10 protein-coding genes and 1 pseudogene are annotated in these 19,951 nt (G+C 48.2%); 6 read left to right on the top strand and 5 right to left on the bottom strand.

From position 1 onward, the window contains the following. Positions 1 to 41 precede the first annotated feature (41 nt). Both O3276_RS03820 and O3276_RS03815 read right to left on the bottom strand, forming a co-directional pair. Positions 42 to 599 carry a hypothetical protein gene (locus O3276_RS03820; RefSeq protein ID WP_269674450.1) on the bottom strand — a complete coding sequence of 186 codons (558 nt, stop codon included), beginning with the start codon at positions 597 to 599 and terminating at the stop codon, positions 42 to 44. 114 nt (positions 600 to 713) lie between these two features. Further along, the gene (locus O3276_RS03815; protein WP_269674449.1) at positions 714 to 2,012 is read right to left on the bottom strand and encodes an inosine/guanosine kinase; all 1,299 of its coding nucleotides are present in this window, start codon (positions 2,010 to 2,012) and stop codon (positions 714 to 716) included. A gap of 257 nt (positions 2,013 to 2,269) precedes the next feature. Between O3276_RS03815 and O3276_RS03810 the strand changes: the two genes are divergently transcribed. From O3276_RS03810 to O3276_RS03800, 3 genes and pseudogenes are all read left to right on the top strand, one after another. Beyond that, positions 2,270 to 5,089 carry an insulinase family protein gene (locus O3276_RS03810; protein ID WP_269674448.1) on the top strand — a complete coding sequence of 940 codons (2,820 nt, stop codon included), beginning with the start codon at positions 2,270 to 2,272 and terminating at the stop codon, positions 5,087 to 5,089. A 116-nt stretch (positions 5,090 to 5,205) separates the two neighbouring features. After that, positions 5,206 to 6,303: an enoyl-CoA hydratase/isomerase family protein gene (locus O3276_RS03805; RefSeq protein ID WP_269674447.1), complete on the top strand. Its 1,098-nt coding sequence runs from the start codon at positions 5,206 to 5,208 to the stop codon at positions 6,301 to 6,303. Between the two features lie 396 nt (positions 6,304 to 6,699). After that, positions 6,700 to 10,089 (top strand): annotated as a pseudogene (locus O3276_RS03800) (PEP/pyruvate-binding domain-containing protein); the annotation flags it as partial. 478 nt (positions 10,090 to 10,567) lie between these two features. Here O3276_RS03800 and O3276_RS03795 read toward each other — a convergent pair. Continuing rightward, on the bottom strand, positions 10,568 to 11,284 hold the full coding sequence (locus O3276_RS03795; RefSeq protein ID WP_269674446.1) for a deoxynucleoside kinase: 717 nt from the start codon (positions 11,282 to 11,284) through the stop codon (positions 10,568 to 10,570). Between the two features lie 508 nt (positions 11,285 to 11,792). On the opposite strand from O3276_RS03795, the gene O3276_RS03790 reads away from it, so the two are divergent. Continuing rightward, positions 11,793 to 12,764 carry a carbohydrate porin gene (locus O3276_RS03790; protein ID WP_269674445.1) on the top strand — a complete coding sequence of 324 codons (972 nt, stop codon included), beginning with the start codon at positions 11,793 to 11,795 and terminating at the stop codon, positions 12,762 to 12,764. Between the two features lie 455 nt (positions 12,765 to 13,219). Next, entirely contained in the window at positions 13,220 to 14,605 is a 1,386-nt protein-coding gene (gene ltrA, locus O3276_RS03785; RefSeq protein ID WP_269673230.1) for a group II intron reverse transcriptase/maturase, read from the top strand. 517 nt (positions 14,606 to 15,122) lie between these two features. Here the strand turns inward: ltrA and O3276_RS03780 are convergent. Then, complete coding sequence (locus O3276_RS03780) at positions 15,123 to 16,094, bottom strand: hypothetical protein (RefSeq protein ID WP_269674444.1); 972 nt, start codon at positions 16,092 to 16,094, stop codon at positions 15,123 to 15,125. A 528-nt stretch (positions 16,095 to 16,622) separates the two neighbouring features. Between O3276_RS03780 and O3276_RS03775 the strand changes: the two genes are divergently transcribed. Further along, on the top strand, positions 16,623 to 18,914 hold the full coding sequence (locus O3276_RS03775; protein WP_269674443.1) for a hypothetical protein: 2,292 nt from the start codon (positions 16,623 to 16,625) through the stop codon (positions 18,912 to 18,914). 32 nt (positions 18,915 to 18,946) lie between these two features. Here the strand turns inward: O3276_RS03775 and O3276_RS03770 are convergent, their stop codons facing one another. Next, entirely contained in the window at positions 18,947 to 19,936 is a 990-nt protein-coding gene (locus O3276_RS03770; protein WP_269674442.1) for a hypothetical protein, read from the bottom strand. Positions 19,937 to 19,951 lie beyond the last annotated feature (15 nt).

Here is a 19,951-nt window from a genome sequence, read left to right as displayed (position 1 = left end):
GCGTCACAGCATTCTTTACAGTGTTCCTGGATTCTCCATGGCTACTCCCCGGGGGTTATATTGAAATGTCGGTCACTGGCTTTTATGAATTCAAGTAACAGTTGTTCAAACCCGTCACCATAGTTGCTGATCGTCAGGGAGTTCAGTGGATAGCCACACACGGTGGATGATATTCGGGTGTTTTCTGAAAAACAAAAGCACTTTTTACCCAGTGTCAGAGCGGTTGCCAGTTCGAAGCCCGCACCTGTGGACGGGTAAGTCAAATCCCAGAGGCAGAACCGGGCGTTTCTCAAACTGTCCAGTCCCCAGTAGTAGCAGGCCAGCTCTTTATGCAGCTCATTGGGATCAGACGCACGAAAAGGGTAAAGCTTATTGACCTGTTCTTCGGTACTGAGCTTGAGAAACTTTTCAGGGATATTGGTTATGGACGCTGCTGATCGACTGTGCAGCTTGTCATCCAGAACAACATCGGCATGGCATTGATAACCATAGTTTCTGAGTAACTCACAGATATGTATCGCACGGTCAATAATTTCCCGGGCCTGAGTTTTTGACCGACTGGTTACACTGGCACCATAAAAGACGACACAATCCTTCATTGCGGTTTCTCTGGCATAAGGTGATCGAACAACTATAGCAGCTGACAGTTGACAGCCGGGTAGAATAACGATGCCGTTGATTCTGGCATCGTTAAAAGGGGCGGATATGGACGTTTATTGGTCCCAGTAACTGTCTTCCAGGCTCATCTCCCGTTCCGGCAATGCCCTGGACAGACGGGGAGAGCTTTGTGCCAGCACTTCAAAACTGACCCGGTTGGCGTACTTGCAAACCTGGGCAAAGGATGAGTAAGAAATCCAGGGCTTATTGTGTTTGCTTGAGGTTGGTAATACCTGACGGTGATAGTAGTTGGCAGCCATATCGTGAATAAGCGCTGCCAATGCACCGTCGCCTGCACCGTTGGTGTTTTTTATGTTTTTGGGGCCGCCAAGATAGGGGCTGATGTGTGAGTATACTTTCAGTGGTTCTTCACAGTGAGCGCGCAGCAGAGGGCGGCTGAACTCATACCTGTTGAAATCACTGATCGCTCCGGAACGGATAGGGTTGTCAGTTTCCCTGGCCAGCGCTTTTTCAGTATAACCACTTAAATAAAGACCTTCGGCACCAGCCGTCAGTAACACCATATCAACCCATTGCAGCATATGCGCAGAAGATGACAGCGGGTCCGGCTCTCCCGTCAATGCCTCGGCTTCTTCTTCGTTCATGGCGGCAATGGTGACGTATTCGTTAAGAAACTCGATCAGTGGCTGCTTGATGGCATTGACCAGTCCCCGGGTGCCCAGGGTCAAAATGACCGGAACTTCATGTTCTTTTGCCAGCTGTGCTGCTTTTACCATGGCGTGATAAATTGGCAGGTCAGGATTTGCCAGCGTATAAGCACTTAGCGCCAGGCCAGAAGATTCGGCGATGATTGTTTCATCGATGTACTCGGGGCTGAGCTGGTTCATAAAACCGGGGCTGATACCGAAGGTTCGCTCACCATCTGCCGTAATCAGCGCAAAGCAGCGGCCAATAGGGCCATCAACCGGCTGAAGCCAGGTAAGATCGACTTTACTGCTGGTATTACAGAGATAGCGATACGCGTAGTCACCCACCTGGATGTTCTTGCTCATAACGCCAAATTGAACGGAACGATCATCTGACAGGACGGAATAATTATGAAGCGTGTTGCCGATGGTGCCACCGGCAAACTGGTCTTCAATAAGCTGCTGCTCGTTAAGAAAACAGTACAGGCGATTGGCCTGGTCGTTATCTATCCATTGAGAAGCACCTTTATCGAGGCCAAAATCCCGTAGTACTGAGTCATCGACTCGGGCAGTAATATCCACAAGGTTCTGATCAATACCACAGATATAGGTGTTGGCCTGGCCAAACACTGAACTTTCCATATCAAAGCGATTGTGGGTATTGACCGGGAAATAATGCTTGATCTTTCGTCGGCCGGGGAATTTCATGAAAGCAAAAAAATTGAAGTATCAGGAAGGGGGGGCAGATTATTCATGAAAAACCGATGGAAAACCAGTGCTTTGCTGTTGTAGTCCACTTGAAGATGCGCCATGCTGACATTCAGTGATGTTAGAAAACGCAGGTGGCTGGTGATTTGCCAGCAAGCCGAATAAAACAGGATAGATCAAAAGATTGTATGATGTTCCAGACAGTGAAAGCTGATATGTTAAAAAAACTGGTGTCAATGGTTGCAGGAGTATTAACCATGGTTTCAATAGCAGGTTGTTCAATGACGACGGAGAGAGAAGCCCTTGTGACCCCGGGAGACGTAATAAAAAGTCCTGCTGATGACCGGCATTATCGCTATATCACTTTGGATAATGGTCTCAAGGTGCTACTGATCTCGGACCCGGATACCGACAAGTCGGCAGCTGCGGTGGATGTGAATGTTGGTAGCTACCAGGACCCCGACGACCGTCTTGGGCTTGCCCACTTCCTCGAACACATGTTGTTTATGGGGACGGAAAAGTACCCGGACGTAGACAGTTACTCTGAATTTATCCGTGCCAATGGTGGCAGCAGTAATGCCTATACGACGGATGTTCGAACCAATTACTACTTTGATATTAACAGCGACCAGCTGCAGCCAGCGCTGGATCGCCTTGCCCAGTTTTTTATCGCGCCCAGGCTGGACCCGAACTATGTAGAGCGGGAAAAAAATGCGGTCGATGCTGAGTATCGCCTGCACGCCAGAGAGGATGGCTGGCGTCTCTTTATGGCGCTCAATGCCACGTCAAACCCGGAGCACCCGAAGAGCCGGTTTAATATCGGCAGCCTGGAGACGCTGCATGATCGTGACGGGCAGCTCTGGCAGTCGTTAAAGGATTTTCATGACAGGTACTATGTCGCTGCCAATATGGGCGTGGTTGTTTATGGCAAAGAGCCACTGGACAAGCTTGAGCAGTGGGTGAATACCTCTTTTTCGATGGTTCCCCAGGGCGCAAAACCCGATTTGATTATTGGTAAACAGCCGTATACCCGGAATGAATTGCAGGCCCGAATCAATATTGTGCCATTAAAAGATACCCGGGTTCTGTCACTGGGTTTTCCCATGCCCAGTGCACAGCCTTTTTACCATATCAAGCCTCTGGGCTATCTTGCCCGAATCATTGGCTACGAAGGCAAAGGCAGTTTGCACAGTTTGTTGAAAGAACGTGGCCTGATTGATTCACTGGCAGCCTACAGCAGTGACCTGCCCAATGAATACAGTGAGTTTACCGTTCGCATGGAATTGACGCCTGAAGGGTTGGCCCGGGTGGATGAGATTACGGCCATGGTATTTGACTATCTTGATCTGATTCGCAGGGAAGGTCTTGAGCCATGGCTCTATGATGAGAGCAAACAAATTGCGGAACTGGCCTTTCGCTATCAGGAAGACCGTAATCCGCAGCAGACTGTCTCAGGGCTGGCAGCCAGAATGCACTATCTGCCACCGGAGCACCTGTTGGAAGCAAATTACCTCTATGACTCCTACGACCCTGAGCTCATCTCAGGTTATCTGGCCAGAATGACCCCGGAAAATCTTCGTCAGGTGGTCATTGCCCAGAACCTGCCTACGGATCAGGTTGAGCCGTATTTCGAGACGCAATACAGCATTCAGCCCCTTGCCGATGAGCTGGCCACACGGCTGAAGACGCCCATTGCCCGACAGTCATTGACTATTCCTGACCCTAACCCGTTTATCGCCAGTAACCTTGAACTGCACGACAGCGGCCAGGTCACTGAGCCATCGGTTATTCTGGAACAGCCGGGATTGCGGCTATGGAGCCTGACCGATACCAGCTTCAATATGCCCCGCGGCAATGTACGGGTGATGATCTCTACACCGGCTGCTTCAGCGACACCTGACGATAATGTATTAATCCAGATATACAAGTCGCTGCTGTCAAGAAGTCTCAATGAATATGGCTATCCGGCCAGGGAGGCGGGTCTCAATTACAGCATCACGGCCGGACGGCGTGGGCTGTTAATCAGCCTTGCCGGATATCAGGACAAACAGGCCGTACTGCTGGAAGACATCCTCAAGGCAGTCACAACCTTCAAGCCTGAGAAGAGCGCATTTGAACAGGAACAGGCAGTATTGGTCAGAGGGCTGAAAAACAAGAAGTTCCATGCCCCTTACCGGTTGGGAATGGATGCGCTTAGCCAGGCAACCTATCCATCCTATCCTGAGGATGATGTTCTGTTGAATGCTGCTGAAAAGGTCACTTATGAGCAATTGATCAGGTATGCCCATGACTTCTACCGGCAGATTCATATAGAAATGCTGGTGTATGGCAACCACAGTCAGCAGGAAGCACTAACACTGTCGTCAATGGTAGAGTCGGCATTACTGAATGACCATAATCGTCGGGACCGCTTTGATCTGCCCTTCCACCTTCTGGGCGACACCAACCGTGTCCTGAATATGGCTATTGAGCATGATGACTCGATGTTGATCAGTTATTACCAGATTCCCGAAACGGATAACCGGGAACGGGCTCAATACGCATTGCTGGGTCGTCTGCTGGCAAATCCGTTTTTTAACAGCCTGCGGACGGAACAGCAGCTGGGGTACGTGGTGTTTGCCGGACCTCGTCCCTTTGAGAAACATCCCGGTGTTATTTTTGTGGTGCAATCGCCCAAGCTGGACCCTATTGGCCTGGAAAGTCGTGTAGATCAGTTTTTCAACGATCAGAAAGCGGTGCTGGCAGGACTGACAGACCAGGAGCTGGAACAGTATCGCCAGGGGTTGATTGGTGACCTGCTGAAGAAAGACGACAATATGGATGAACGTAATGGTCGTTTCTGGCAGGGAATTGCCAGTGGCGAGCTGGATTTTGACAATCGAGTGAAAATTGCGGATGAAATTGGCAAACTCAAGCCCTCGGATATGCAGTCTGCCCTGGCCAGGCTGGTGCAAAACAGGGGTAAGCTTGTTATTCGCTCGTTTGGTGAGCCTCACAGGAAGGCGTACCAAAAAGAGACTGACAGAATCGAATGCAACACCATTGATTGTCTGAAGGATCTACCGGTCAGTAAATAGCTTTTATCAGGGGCAGTTATCGCTGCCCCGATCTTCAATACCCTGTTTTGTATTTTCATTGATAATCAAGACTCAGTTACCTATGCTTTTGCCAACGGATATGGAGAGGTACGAATATGGCCGCTGATGTTCTGTTTTCCGAACTGAATGCCCGGGATAATAAAAAAATTGGTCTGATCACGCTGAATGCTGAAAAAGCATTGAACGCATTGAATCAATCCATGATTGACCTGTTGCTTCAGCAATTTTCTGACTGGCGTGACAGTGATGATGTTGTGGCCGTGTTTATGCAGGGCAGCGGTGAAAAGGCCTTTTGTGCTGGTGGTGATGTGCGGGCGTTGAGGCAGGCGGTTATTGATGGCAAGCCTGAGGTGCCCGGTCATTTTTTTGCCACAGAATATCGTGTTGATTACCTGATTCACACCTATCCCAAGCCGGTTATCTGCTGGGGTAATGGCATTGTGATGGGCGGCGGTATTGGCCTGATGGCGGGGGCTGATTTCAGAGTAGTGACGGATACCTCCATGCTGGCCATGCCGGAAATCAGTATTGGCCTCTATCCGGACGTTGCCGGCAGCTGGATCCTGAGCCATCTGCCCGCCAGGCTTGGCCTGTTTATGGCGCTGACCGGCTGTCGGCTTAATGCGGCTGATGCGATCTATGTTGGCCTGGCTAACCGTTTTATTGATCATGCATTTTGTGACAATGTTCTGGAGTCTTTGCAGCAAGCAGACTGGAACGCCTCAGAAGCCCACGCTGTCGTTTATTCTGTCCTGCAGAAATACCGGGAAAAAAGTGCCGGGTGGCTACCCTATTCAAAGGTGCGTGAACACAGGGATTTAATTGCCGGGCTGATGGATCAACCATCACTGGCCAATGTGATGTCCGCCATTGATAGCCTTGAGACCGACGATGACTGGCTGCTGGCCGCAAGAAAAACCGCACTTCATGGTTCGCCACTGTCGGCAGCCATTGGCTATCGACAGTTACAGCGAGCCCGGCACATGTCCCTTAAAGAGGCGCTTCAGAGTGAGTTGGCTCTGTCTGTCAATACGGTACTTAAGGGCGATTTCTGCGAAGGTGTCCGCTCCCGGCTGGTTGACAAGGATAAAAATCCCCAGTGGAAATTTAACACCGTTGATCAGGTCGATGAACAATTGTTGAATGATCTGTTCAGTTCACCCTGGCCTGAGAATCCACTCCATGAGCTCTAACTGATAGACACTGTCACCTGACACTCCCCGCCCGGGCGAAGGCTCTTAGATCGCTCTGGGAACGTTTCTGTTCCACCGTTCATTGCTCAGTGAACAGGTGGGGCCGCCCGGGCTTGGTTATCGCATAAAATTCCACATTGCGGAACGTTCCATGCCTGCGTTGCCCCGCGTTCTTGTCTTATATCTCCGCCCGATTTCGCGATGCTTTACGACGGGTTTGGTAAGTGTCTGTTTTTTTATGCTCTTTTATAGGGCATGGACTTAATTTTTACTGTGAACTTTATAACAATATCTTTGTCCAATTTAGGGTCATATACAGATTCCTGGCTATACCATCATTCAAAAACTAAAACACCGGTCATAAATTCATGGATATTTATGTTAGAGGGATTCTAAATGTTTCATGTTAAAGCTCATTATTTGGGTTATCAAAACCCGGCAACGAATCCAAATACTGATACCAGGTCCCTCAATTTATCTGACGGGGGCAGCAGGCCAGCCAGAAGGCATATTAACGATTATGATCCCCGTGGCAATCCTGCCGTCAACAATCCATTAGCCAAGCGTCTGTGCAGTTCACATGTGTCATCCCCATTCCATCAGGCGAACCATTCCCCGCCAAACCGGGAACAACTTGGGGGAAAGGGAATGTTTTTGCGACGCATGCAGGAAATAGGATTGTCTGTCCCGCCGTTCCAATGTGTTACCGCTGAGGTAATGAATGCTCTTGAGCAACACCCTCTGGATACCCGTCTTTTAGCTCCCTATCTCTCTGGCATTACCAGTGAACCTTGGGTAGAGACCAGTCTGATGAACATCAGGAAATATCTCAATGCCTTGCCACCTTCAGCGCAAACCAAAAGGAATGACTGGCTGGCAGGTCTGGCAATATTTGTCGCCAGTAATGACTTTTACCAACAGGTTAAAGATTCTGAAGCGGCCAAACACATCAGGTCTCTGCGTGACCAAATATCCAGATCACAGCCGGTTATTGTCCGCAGTTCTGGCATCAACGAAGATAACTACGGCGATGCCCAGGCGGGTAAATACCTCTCTGAAGTTCAGGGAGAAGAGGATGTTTTGCGCACCTGCCTTAAAGTCATGGCCTCAGGTTACCGGCCTGAATTATGTTCCGGGGGTATACCACAACCCATGGCACTGATTATCCAAAAGTGCATTAACTGCAAATATGGTGGAGTAGCCATGAGCTTTCAATCACTTCAGGGTGATAATACCGTCAGGGTTGAGTACACATCCGGTCAACCCAGAGGCATAGTAGGAGGGCAGTCCGGTAACACGCCCCACCGCATCGACATTGTGCGCAAGGATTGCAAAGAAGGTGCTTACAACGCCCAATACATTCGCGGGACCATCTCAAGTCACTTCATCCTGGACGAAAACACAGATAATAACGGCTATTCGGAAACAGCGATTGATACTGATGCACAATCAGACGGTGATGGGTATCGACTCAGTGATGACCAGATTGAACAACTCATGCAAGCGGTGACCAAGCTGGAAGACCTGCTGCTCTGCCCCGTGGATGTGGAGTTTGCCATCGATCATCAGGGTCGCCTGTTCCTGTTGCAGGTACGCCCTATTACCCGGCTTCCCGGGGGTATGGAGTTTGCCATGCCCATACCCAAAGAGACCCTGGCCAGTGGCGAGGACGTCAGTGAAGGCTATTGCACCGGATCACTCTGGTTGGCCAATAAACAAGCCACAGACACTATGCCAGAGGGAGCCATTGTCGTTGCCCAACACGCTGAAGAGTGGATGCTTGAGCCTGAATTTCTGAAACGGGTAGGGGGTTTTGCCGTTGCCACGGGAGGACGGAATGACCATGTGGGGATCTTCCTGAGACAGAAAAAAATACCCTTAATGGTGGCTGGTGGCCAGTACCCGGCAGTGGTCGCTCAGGTTGGCCAACAGGCCACGCTGGCCTGCGCCCGCTTTAACGGTAAGCCCGGTGCCTTTGTTGTTACCGGTGACCTCAGCAGAAAACTGGTCAGTTACGGGAGTCTGTCCTCTGCTTTTTCTGATGTGCCGTTAGCAAGAGACATCCCGTCATGGGAAGATTTGTCCCTCCCACAAGGCACATTCTGTCAGGTCGCCAGCGGTTTTCACTGGCTCTCGGATCAAAATGCCCGCCTGCTGTCACTGTTTGCCCCTGGCGGTGGACTGGATTGTTTGGCACACCCGATAAAACTGAGTATGTCGCCACAACGAGCACATTTAGTGGCAGAGACCAGGGACAGTGTAAACCGGCTGATTCATGGAGCTGAAGCACTGTTGGACGGTTACCGCGCATTCTTGCTGCTGGCGGGTAACAGCAGTTCAGACCGGGTCAAGTCATTGCTGGCAGAATCACTGCTGCTGATCCCCCGGTTCGAAACGCTGAAACAGACCATCACCTCAGCGGTAAACACCATCATTCATCCACTGCAGGCCGTTGAAACATCTCGGCCACCCGTGGGAAGGTTTCGTCAGTGGGTGTCAGCCTGCCATCAGCTACAATCCAGCCTTGAAGCACTCAATCCTTCGGAGGCTGAGCAGGTCCGGAGTGTCCATGAGTTAATTTTTGCCCTCCATAAACGCTTTGTTGAGGCGTTGGGACCGGTCACTATGGATTCTGGTCAGGGCAGGCTTTCTAATGAAGGGGGCATCACCTATGTTGATTGCACGACTCCGGGTGGCTCGGCTGTAAAGACACCGCTATTAAATCCGTCCTGCAAACAGCTCCTCAATGATATAGGAAAATCAGGGACTGTCGTCAGTATGGATGATGCCTTGATTGTTAATCTGGTGTTAGGAAGTCATGTGTGCGTTATCGAGCTACTTGAACACGCAGAGGGGGGAAAAGGACGCATCTTGCGTCTGAAAGTTTCTGACAGTTTTAAGAAACCTGATGGCAGTGATAAACCTGGCAAGTTGAAACGCATGTGGTTTTTGGCGCAGTTACTCAAAGCGGTTGAACTGGATAAGGATGCTGATGGCATCAAGCTGAGTTGCAATACCGTAGCAGGAGAAATTATCGTCGAATGCCCCCGAATGAAATTAAGGTCAACCATGCAGGAGGCCTTTGAAAAACTGCTGTCTGTGTTATGTGGTATGAGTGATCTGGATCTTCACCTCAAAGACAGACCCATTGTTGAAGGAGATCAGTGGAACTTTAACTTTCTTGCACAACGCCTTAACAATGATGTTTCAGAAGAAGCCAATAGATTCGCCTTCAACCATTGTCTTTTCTTATTGGCCTATAGTTTTGCGGACATAATTTCCAGCTACTCTTCGTTATTAAGCAAATACCACCAACAATTTATTGATCATGTTCAGGAGTTAAAAGGGTTGGTGATTACATCGGATGACCAACTTCAGAAAATGTTTGCGAGTGATAAGATTGATCTGGACACCCGCAGGGAACTCTTACATCATCTTTTATTATCGTCAAATTGCAAAAACGCTACCCAATTGGTTGATCTTGTGTATGACGACTTGAAAGATCAATACTATATTATCGAACCATCTTGTTGGAGTTACCGCCTGGCGTTTAAGGTTCCACCGGGTCAGCCACTTCCGGGTCATAAAGAAAAGATCAGGAATGTCCTGCTGGAGCAAGGGCTGCAGTATGCCAGCCGACGGGTTCGAAATGATAAAGACCTTGTATTACCAACCATTGCAAAGCACCCAAATGACTTGCAATATGTTAGCCAAGGACTGAAGAATGACAGAGATGTCGTCATGGCCGCAGTCACTCAACAAGGCAAACAGCTGGAATATGCAAGCCCGGATTTTCAGGATAATGTTGATGTTGTAAGGGCCGCTGTCGCACAGTGTTCGCATGCTCTGCGTCATGCAAGTGAAAGAATCCGAAGCGATAAAAGCATTATTGAAACCTTAATTGCTGATGATGCTGATGATATTGGTCTCTTGGTTCATGTTAAGCAAGAACTATTGAAGGATCGCGATTATTTGCTGGGCTTAATCGGACATAATTCTTTAGCTTTCAGGTATGCTTATACTTGGCTTCGAGATAATCCTGACTTTATCGTTTCAGCAATCGACGCAAATCCCGGAGTCTGGGAATACATACCCTCACCCTTGAAAACAGAACTTGAATCTGCAAGATCACAACACAAAAGTCAAACTGAAAGTCTTCAGACTAAGGCTGCTGGTGTAAGATCCTCTGATCCTGATGTTTGTAGCTCTGTTAAGTCAAGAGCGCTCACCAATACTAGCTGCTTTTCGGTTATCAATCCTTTAATCATGACAGGCGCGTACTCTGTTCGTCCCCATATTCGGAATGCTTTTCGCACAGATAATGGTTTTGTGCATCACAGTTGGCAGGCTTCAGCGTGCCCGGTTGAATCGTTGCCAGCAGTTGCTTTGCCAGATTCTTTTCGCAGCCAAAATCATCCCAGTCCACAGTGATTAATGGTGTCCCCATTGAGCGGCAGATCTGTGGCAGGATGGCCTCATGATAGTTATGGATATCGCAGAGGTACGACAGTGGGGTTCCATCCTCGGCACTTCTTGCCCGCTCAATCAGACGGCTATGGGCAATGTTCGGAGCGGTTCTGAGATAAATGACCGCGCTGATCACCGGATAATCCTTCAGTCTGCGCTGGATTTCACAATAATGCAGCATATAGCGTTCATCCGGTTTGACCATCCCCAGAAAGTTCGCCTGGGTAAAAATCAAATCAGAGTAAAGGGAGCGCTCAATCAGATAGTTGCGGTCAGTGGGCAACTGCTCAACAATGCTGGCCCGGCGATTGGTAATGTACTCCTGAAACTGAATACGCTTAACCGCATCATTTGGGTGGTCTGTGAACTCCTGAAGCAATCGTGTAAATTCCGGGTCATTCACAGGCTCCTGAATGGCGTCCCAGCCCAGCTCTGCTGCCAGTTTGGGAAGAAGAGTTGACTTGCCCGCAGCAATGTTGGCTTCTACAGCGACGAAGTGGTTGGTTTGCTTCATTAAGGACCCCGGTGACTGATGATACAACTCATGACCTTTCCGTGCTGGTCATGAGAAGGGCAGGCACTTTATGAGGTTAGGCGTCCATGATCAATAAGTAATAGGCGGAAAGGGGGTAGGCTTGGCCGTGATATGGCTTCATTGGCCCTGGCAGACTAAATGGGTTGGATTGAGCCTTGTTGATATTCTCGGTGTGTTGTCAATGTCTAAAGACCCAAAAAGCAATGTAACTCTTCCATAAAAGCAACTCAAAAATTCAATGATCCTTGTTATTTAGCTATTTTCTTATGAAACATTTGCAAGATGTTGAGCTGGGTCAACTTTTTGTAAGTTTGCAGTGGATACAATGCGCGCAGTTTTTGGATGGAAGATTTTGATCAAGTCTGAAAGGTTCTGGCTGCTGCATGTGAACGGTACAGTCAACATACTGAACACCTTGTCAACCAGGCAGCTTTCCCAAAATCCAATATTTCCCCTCATCTTGTCGTAAGACAACAGGAATACAGCTGTGAAAAAGACACTGCTTGCTACTGCAATTCTTCTCGCTACATCTGCGGCTAATGCGGCCTGGACTTCTCCGGATGGTTCTTTGACCATTGGTGGTGATGCTGAGATTAACTTTGATGTGGTTGATCGTTCCTATGAAAATCGTCCAAACAATGGAGATAACAATCCGGAAATTGAGCTAAATGACGATTCACGTGTAAAGATGATGGTGCAGTGGGACACTACCCGTGAAGATGGTTCTTATATCTCCGCTAAAATTGAGCCACTGATGAAGACCAATGGTACTGTTGCACTGGACGACGCCTATTTAATGTTTGGCCGAAAAGACAGCTGGGCATTCCAGATTGGCCGTTACGAAGCAATGAATCTGTTCCCGCTGGGTAAAGACGTTGCGCTGTTTTATGCTGATGGCGCTGACAGCATTGGTAGCGGCATCTATTACTACATGGCGAAAGAGGGCCGTGGTCGTGGTGGTGATGCTGGTCAAGCTCGTATTATCAGCGAGATGGGCAACTGGACTGCCGAAGTTTCTACTGTTTACGGGGAAACCAAAAGCGTACTCGAAAGCAGCAAAGAGTATTTAAAGGATGCTGTTGACATTGATTCCAGCCATAACAGCTTCATGGTTCGCCCTGCAGTTAACTATCTGAGTGATGACGGCTTCTTTAGCATCAGTTTTGGTGGTGAATATGAAGTCAACGGTGACTCTGTTACTGCAACAAATACAGTCACAAAGGAAAAATTTGAACTTTCTGACCGCTACGGTCTGGCAGCCACCACAACCCTGAACTTTGGTGAACTGGTGTGGAACACCAGCATCGCGATGCAGGATGCCAAAGACGCTTGGGAAGCACGCACGTTCAATACCAACATCACCTATAAAGACGCATTCGGTCTGGGTACTTCTTACGCCGTTAACAAGTTTACCAATAAGCCTGAAGATGCCAAGTCTTACGCTGTTTACACCGCTTAGTGTGCCGAGATAAATCGGCAAGATGTTAAGGGTGAAAGTCCCTGTGGGGTAAGACTGGCGGGTCGCCCCAGCCTCGAGTCATGCGCCGTATATCGTAAGGTATCCGGTGAAGCGTTGACAGGGGAGCCTGTAGGCTAAGTATTGAGCTGCGAAATCCAATAATCCGAGGTGCTGATGTTGTTAAGCGATGCAGAAAGCAATATTGCAGGTTGCACTACACCGCAAGTGACCTGTGGGCCTCGCGCAGTCGGAGACCTTGTGCATGCAGGTACGCATCTTGTGCGGAACTCGGGAGATCCTGCTGGTTTCTCCTGTTTAGCCATAGGAGACGCAGTAGGGAAGGTTAATAGCCATACGCCTATTGTCGTCGGCAGGAAGTCGGACAAGCCCATAGTACCTGAGAAGCGCCGAACAAAGCAGAGAGATCTGTGGCGGAGGTTGTGGAGGAAAGGGGTTTGACCAAGAGGAATATCCAACAGGATGTCCGTGACCCGACTCAGCGCGGGAATAGCACTATGTCCAATCTGTTGGGTATACGTCAGGCTGCGGCAAAGGATCGTCGTTTACAGTTCACGGCCTTGTTTCACCATATTACACCTTATCTGTTGAAAGACTGTTTCTTTCAATTGAAACGGAGGTCGGCAGCGGGGGTAGATGGTGTTACATGGCAAACCTATCAGCGGGATTTGGATAACCGGCTGGCATCCTTGCACGAACGATTACATAAAGGAAGCTATCGCCCCCGAGCGGCCAGAAGGATAATGATTCCGAAGGCTGACGGTGGTGAGCGTCCGATCAGTGTATTCTGTCTGGAAGATAAGATAGTCCAGCAGGCAGTAGTCAAGGTATTGGAGGGGATTTACGAGAATGATTTCCGTGGTTTTTCTTACGGTTACCGACCTTTGAAAAGCCAACATGATGCATTGGATGCTCTGACGGTGGGAATCAAACGTAATCCGGTGAACTGGGTGCTGGATCTGGATATTCGGAAATTCTTCGAACAGGTCGAACATGAGTGGCTGATCATGTTTTTAGAGCATCGGGTGAGGGACAAGCGCATTATCCGCTTGATAAGACAGTGGATACAAGTAGGGCACTACGACGGGGATGGTCGTCGTGTTCGAAGCGTAAGAGGGATGCCACAGGGATCGGTGATATCGCCGCTATTATCAAATATTTATTTGCACTACGTGTTTGACCTTTGGGTTGACCAATGGCGAAAGCGGGAAGCCTCTGGACGAATGATTGTGGTTCGCTTTGCGGATGACAGTGTGCTGGGCTTTCAGCGTGAGCATGATGCAAAGGTCTTCCTGAGTGAGCTTGGTAAAAGACTTGGGCAGTTTGGTTTGTCCTTGCATGAGGATAAAACCCGATTGATACGCTTTGGTCGCTTTGCCAAAGTTGACTTGAAGAAAAGGGAGCAGGGAAAGCCGGAGACGTTTACGTTTCTTGGATTTACTCATATCTGCGGTATTAGTCGAAGCAGTGGAAACTTCAACATTGTCAGACGAACCAGCAAAGAGCGAATGCGAGCGACATTGAGCAAGATCAAAGACTATCTCCTGAAACACAGGCATGACCCCGTGCCGGAGCAGTTGAAGTGGTTGAGACGTGTACTGCAAGGTCACATGAACTACTTTTCGGTGCCTGGCAATGGACTGAGAATCAATGCCTTCAGGACAGCAGTGCAAAAGATTTGGTACAAAGCCTTGAAGCGGCGCAGCCAGAGAAGCAGACTGAACTGGAAGAAGTTTGGTGCCTTCATCAACACTGTGTTGCCCAAAGTAAAAGTTCTTCATCCATGGCCGGAGCAACGGTTTGACGTTAAATACTCGAGGTAGGAGCCGTATGCGCTAGCAGTGCAAGTACGGATCTGCGCAGGGGGTGGCGGGTGACCGCCATTCCTACTGTGACCACCATGCCAATCATGGACTTCACTAACGCGACGGTAACATTTGCACTGTCTTACTCTGACACTGAAAACGCTTACGGAAACAAAGGCCAGGATTCTGATACCACCGCCTTCCGTACCCGCTTCAACTACTACTTCTAAGCACCAACACGCTTAAAGTTAACCCAAAGGCTCCTTGCTCCGGCAAAGAGCCTTTTTTTACGACCGGACTTGTTCCCGCAATCCCTGGACTGTAGCGATGCCCGAAAGCAAGCCTCTCGCAGGTCAGCCTCCTGGTAAATTATTTCGATGAGTTTGATGTGTACAATCTCCGCTCACCCTGAGCGGAGTCGAAGGGTGATTGGCACAGTTTTCAGGCGATGGAGTTTACGCCTTTCGACTCCGCTCAAGACGAACGGGGTTTGGAGGTCAATAAAGGAACCCATCAATCACATTGAAACCATGTGCTAGCTTTCAGCAACTCCGGTTGCAGACGGGCCTGATACCGGAGCCGGGTGGTTTCTCTCCACTCCCCGCAAAATACAAATATCTTCTTGCAATCGGATCTTATCCTGTTCAAGGCGCTCCCGGTATTGGCAGTACCTGGTTTTGAGCAGGTCCTGGTAGAGTTCACTGACCGAGTGACTCCGGGTTTTGCCCAGACTTTCCTTAATGATGTGGTGAAAGATAAACATCATTCTGGCAAGATCTTCCTGGTCTTTTGCCGGGACAGGAAACTTGGTCATCAATCGTTTGAAATCCGGAAGTTCTGTTGCAGCTTCCGGGGAGTCGATATCCCCCATACTGGCAATAACGTTGCTAATATCCTCCTTCTTCACGCCATATTCACCTTCTAACACAGTGCTGAACTCATTCATGCTGTTATTAAAGTTACTCTGGTGATAGGCGGTGTGAATACCTGCCCATAATAGCCAGAGTGACTTCCAGGAATCCTGGTATCTATTGGTCATATTTTTGATAACCAAAAAGTCATTGCTGCTGTATTCATGGTCAGGCTGATCCAGCGGATGATTGAGCAGATAGGCTTCATCTTCCATGGTCTGCTCCAGTTCCTGGCTGGCATGCTCCAGTGGTGTCATGGGCCTGGCATTGGCGATGGCTCTCAATACGTTCAGTGTGGCACCCGCTGCTGCCGCTATGGCCACCGGTTTCCATGAGAACTCGCCAATGGCTCTGGTAAGACCAACATAGGTAACGCCTGCAATACCACCCAAGGCACCTGAAATACCACCTTTAGCGGCCATGCCTGCAAGATAGCCTGTTGATATATTGAGTTTTTTGACAGTATGGCGGCCTAGTGCCGCCTGTTTGTCATCTGCGGTATATACATGCCCGTCCGGGCTCTCTATGCCAAATGCGGCATTTGATGCGCGAATTAAAGATTCGCCCATTTGCTGTTGCAAAGCTGCTGATTCCATAAATTTTACCTTTGCTGCTGGAGTGAATAGTTATTTGAATTATCCAATATATTGCAACCGCCGCCGGACAGGTATAACAACCGGGTCAGTACCGATTGCAAGCACGTCATGAGATACTCACAGAGTCCTTCTATTTCTCTTTCAGCTGATTCTAGAGAATGATTTTCATTTTGTAATGTTGGAGAACTTAATTGAATACGGGGTGTCTAAAATATGTTGAAACAATCAATATTAAATATTCGGCTGGATAAACTCTGAATTTCCGGCTCAATTAGAGGTCTCGGCTAAATTTAATGCCCTTTCCCTGGCTAGCCAATTACAACTCTACTCGTTTCTGTTCGTCAGTAAAGGTGAAAATGCGTGAATATGGACTCAGCAATTGTCTGCTTTCACCCGTCAGGTATTTCGCTAGTAAAAGCCTGTCCTATACCTAATTTAGTAGCTGATGTTAATAGCCCCTCTCCTGTTGTCTTTACGAGTTACTGTTCAGGGGGTGTTCAAGCCATTCCCAATAATGTCAGGGCTGAGATGAAAGCCGCTCAAGACAGTCCGAAAACAGAAGCGGGTTTCAGTTGGTTGGAAAGGGAAAAAAGGGAAATATGTGACTATAAAATTGCCCTGGAGGAGTTTATGGCCTTTGGGATGCCAGTTTCAAAAGCGTCCCCTGACTGTAATGATGATCCCATGTTTCTCGATCAGCTCAGCGCTACAGGCAGGATAAAGGTTCCTCACACAGACTACCCGGAACGTTTCAGCCATGGGCCCCTGGCTGAGCAATTCGCCAACAGCATTATCCACTGGCTCCAGCTCATTAACACACCCTACGCTGAACGAGACTCTTATTCAGTGACGGAAGATGATGCTGCAAAGCAACAGCTGAAACCACAAAAAAAATCTCTGGGAATCTTTTATCCTGAGGATTATCAGGTTCATGAACTTCCCAAACTGTCTAAAAGCAAGCTCTACGGGATGCACTCTCTACCGGAATATTTTGACTCGGAATTCAAAGCCAGCTTTGTCGCAAAGGGTAACAAACATACCCCAAGTGAGTCTCTTGAGGCTTTTTTTCATGGTCCTACCATAGCGGACTGTGCCACAGCCATGCTGGCCTGTCAGTATCGAGCCATTGAAACCATCATTGGCACCAGCAAGTTCAACAGGATCTTTGGTTCACCGGTCTCAAAATTCAGAATTGCCCGCTGGCTTTATGATGGCAGCAACAATACTGATCCGATCGATTTTAACAACCCTCTTTACAGTCTGTTTGACGATCTTCTGTATGTGAAACAACCTTCCCTGGATCCAGTGAAGAAGCTGTCTGAGTCGGATATCAATAAGGGTGATATCCTCTATATTCTGGGCGTTGACAGCTACCGCGCAAAGCACAAAACCGGTGATTATATGGGGTATAATCTGATATGCACCGGGCAAAACAGCAGTGGCCGCAATCTCTATCTGGGGTTTGGTCCGGATAGTTTCGTTGAGCCGAAAACCTATGACCAGATAAAACGCATGTTGATTAATGGTTATAACAAGCCACCGAGTACTGAGACACTCCGTGCTATCAAGCGGGGGGAAACGCATTATGCTCAGTGGGTTGACCACATCGTGCCTGATGACCATTCTATTGGTGGTATCAAATGTGCGCTTCGTTTCAGTCTTTTTCGTTGGGAATGCTTTACGGCACGTTACGATCAAGCCTGGCATCAGCAACCACCGTTGCCTTTACCATCGGTCAGGGAACCAAAGCCGGTGGATCATGGTTCACCGTTCCCCAGTGAAAATCTTGTTGATGATTTCGAACATTTTGAATCCGCCTCATCACAGCAGGACCTGATGAAGCAGACTGCCCTGAAGTTCACTTACTCCGTGATTAATAATCTGAATGGGACACCGGACAAGAAAAAGCCCATGGGACTATTCCTGACCGGACAGCCGGGAATAGGAAAAACCCATCTTTGTGTGGCGGTTGCCAGAAAGGCAGCTGAATATGGTGTCAACACCCTGTATATCAACGAAGCAAAAGCAGGTAGCCTCTTGCAGGATTTTGGCGGTGATCTAAAACGATGGTATAAAAATGTTGACGAAATCCTTGCCGGTAAGGATTTGGTGGTATTCGATGATGCCAACAGTGAGTCCGGGTGTACCCAACTATTTCTGGCGGAAATAATGGAACATGTGATGACGGGTAACAACGCCATCTTGATCAGCTCAAATCACCTTATTCCGGTCAAAAATGCAACGCCTGGCTTTGTTGACCCTTTAACTGAAACTGCCCATAACTTTTTTTACCTGAGTGAATTGCAGGGACGCAGTTACCGTTCCCAATGGTGGGACAATCCTGAAGTGAACTCAGCTGACGCATTATCGCGACTGGGTCAGTATCAAGGTTGCAAAGCGGCGGCCGTGCTTACAGAGCAATCGGTATCAATGGACGATGTCGCTAAAAAACTCAGTATTCCGGTGTGCCAGATCCGTCGTGTGGGTCGCTGTCATTTGTCTGGAAGCCGTTGTTTCAGCCCCGATTACTATTTCAGCGATTTATCCAAGGCACAGCATCAGGCTGTTTTTATGGAGTGTCGTATCAAGGGTGATGAATCTCACTATTGCAGAAATAAAATCGAGCAGTTCTTACATGTTGTTCAGAGAGTACATAACGAAGGCTTGAAGCTGGTTGTCAAAACCGATAAACGCCTACTGTTTTTACAAGATGTGCAGAAATTTCTGGATAAAAATATTTGGGAGCGAGAGAACACCCCGGGAATTATTGACCGGCTAAATCATATGTTTCCGGACTTCATTACGACGCGCTCAATATAGACCAATCTGTCAGAAAAAAGTTTGAACGCCGATTACTGACGATAACTATCAAACCCATCTGCTTTTGTGGCGTATTCATTAATTGTTTTATTAAGATCCTCTGGAATCTCCTTCAGTGGTGCTTCGGATGGTGTGAATTCATACAATGTGAATAATGCATCCAGAGTATCTCGGAAAACTTTTACGTCCCGGGTAAACAGAAGAACGGTAGAGCAGAAGTTAGCTACCGTATTGGAAGAAGATTCCGGATAATACCCATTCCCCAGCTCCTCTTTTATAAATTTAATATCTCTCTGGTCGGCATAGTTCTTACGTCCATATACAATATCTTTCTGTTGGGCATAGTTCTCATGAGCTGTTGCTGTGAGTAGCTTGTCACAAAATTCAGTGAGTGCCTTTTTTTGGTGATCAGTAGGCCCCTCGGTTTTGCTGCATTGACCAGTACTCTCGAACAATCGATAGATCGCTTTGGAACACCGGCTGAAATCAGAGGGGGTCATAACAAGCTTGAAAACATCCAGTGTGGATTGTATGAAATTAGGTCTGTAATCATAAGGGTTAAAACATCTTTTATTGAGTTGAGTGGCTATTCTGGTCAGGCCGTGAGCCTTGGCAGTAATTTCCTTATGATTTTTACTATCGATTATTCTCTCAAATTCCGATACTTCTTCGTTAAATCCCTCTACCAGTATGTTTAAACCTTTTAACAAATCAGTATTTCCATCTGCTTGCATCAGTTGTCTGATTGGGGATAATCTTGTTGGGACACTTACACTACGTTCAGATAAATGCGGGCCAGAACCAGCTCCTCCAACTAATTCACCAATATTAATCTGGTACTCATCCAGTAGTTCTTTAATCACTTCTTTCGCTTTTACAAGAGCTATATGCCGGGGAAGCGACTTTAAGCCTTGCAAAAAAACTATCTTTGCAGTTGTTTCATATGCAGGTGGTGCGTCAGCAGGTGGTGTGTGGGTGTCGTTAAATGTGGGTAGTGTGTTACTGCCAAGCCCAGTATTCAATTTTTAATCCTCATC

The sequence above is a fragment of the Endozoicomonas sp. GU-1 genome (assembly GCF_027366395.1).
Classification (GTDB): domain Bacteria; phylum Pseudomonadota; class Gammaproteobacteria; order Pseudomonadales; family Endozoicomonadaceae; genus Endozoicomonas.
This window is presented reverse-complemented; position numbering and strand designations above follow the sequence as displayed.